We start from the raw sequence: 627 nt of genomic DNA on the forward strand, positions 1-627 counted from the left end.
CATCTGCCCAGATTTCGATGGTGTGTTTTCCGGCAGACAGGAATTTCGTGTCGAGTGTGATATCTTTTTCCACGCTGTTGTTTAGCACCCCAATAAACCAGTTGCTACCCGATTGCTTGGCAATTGCCACATATTCGCTTGGCGAACCGCCGAGAAATTTTATATTGTCCCAAACGGTCGGGACGATTTTCAAAAAGTCGGCTCCCGGCTGCCCCAAAATAAATTTGGGATGTTCGCACACCACCGTGTATGGACTTTCGTAAACCACAAATTTTGCCAATTCAGCGGCGCGGGTATTGGCTACCAAAGTCGGCGACTGGTTTTTAAAGTCGCTTGGGGTGACGTTGTTAAATCCGCCCGGCGTATAATCCATCTGACCTGCCAACATACGGGTAAAAGCCAGTTTGACATTGTGTTCGGGATTCATTTTTTTACTGAATTTGTAATATTCATTTCCCATTACGCCTTCCCGCGTGAGCATGTTCGGGTAAGTGCGGATGATGCCGTCGGGTTTGTAGGCACCGTGAAAATCAACCAATAAGTGGTTATCCGCAGCACAACGGATGATGTCGCGATACCAATTCACCATTTCCTGGTCGTCGCGGTCCATGAAATCAATTTTAATAC

The 627-nt window shown here is 47.0% G+C and carries 1 protein-coding gene; it reads right to left on the reverse strand.

The window, feature by feature from the left end:
• Window positions 1-610: glycoside hydrolase family 97 catalytic domain-containing protein (locus tag ASC50_RS03190; protein ID WP_226995364.1), on the reverse strand; the 610-nt coding region annotated here is incomplete at its 3' end.
• Window positions 611-627 lie beyond the last annotated feature (17 nt).

The organism is Candidatus Symbiothrix dinenymphae, assembly GCF_001431085.1.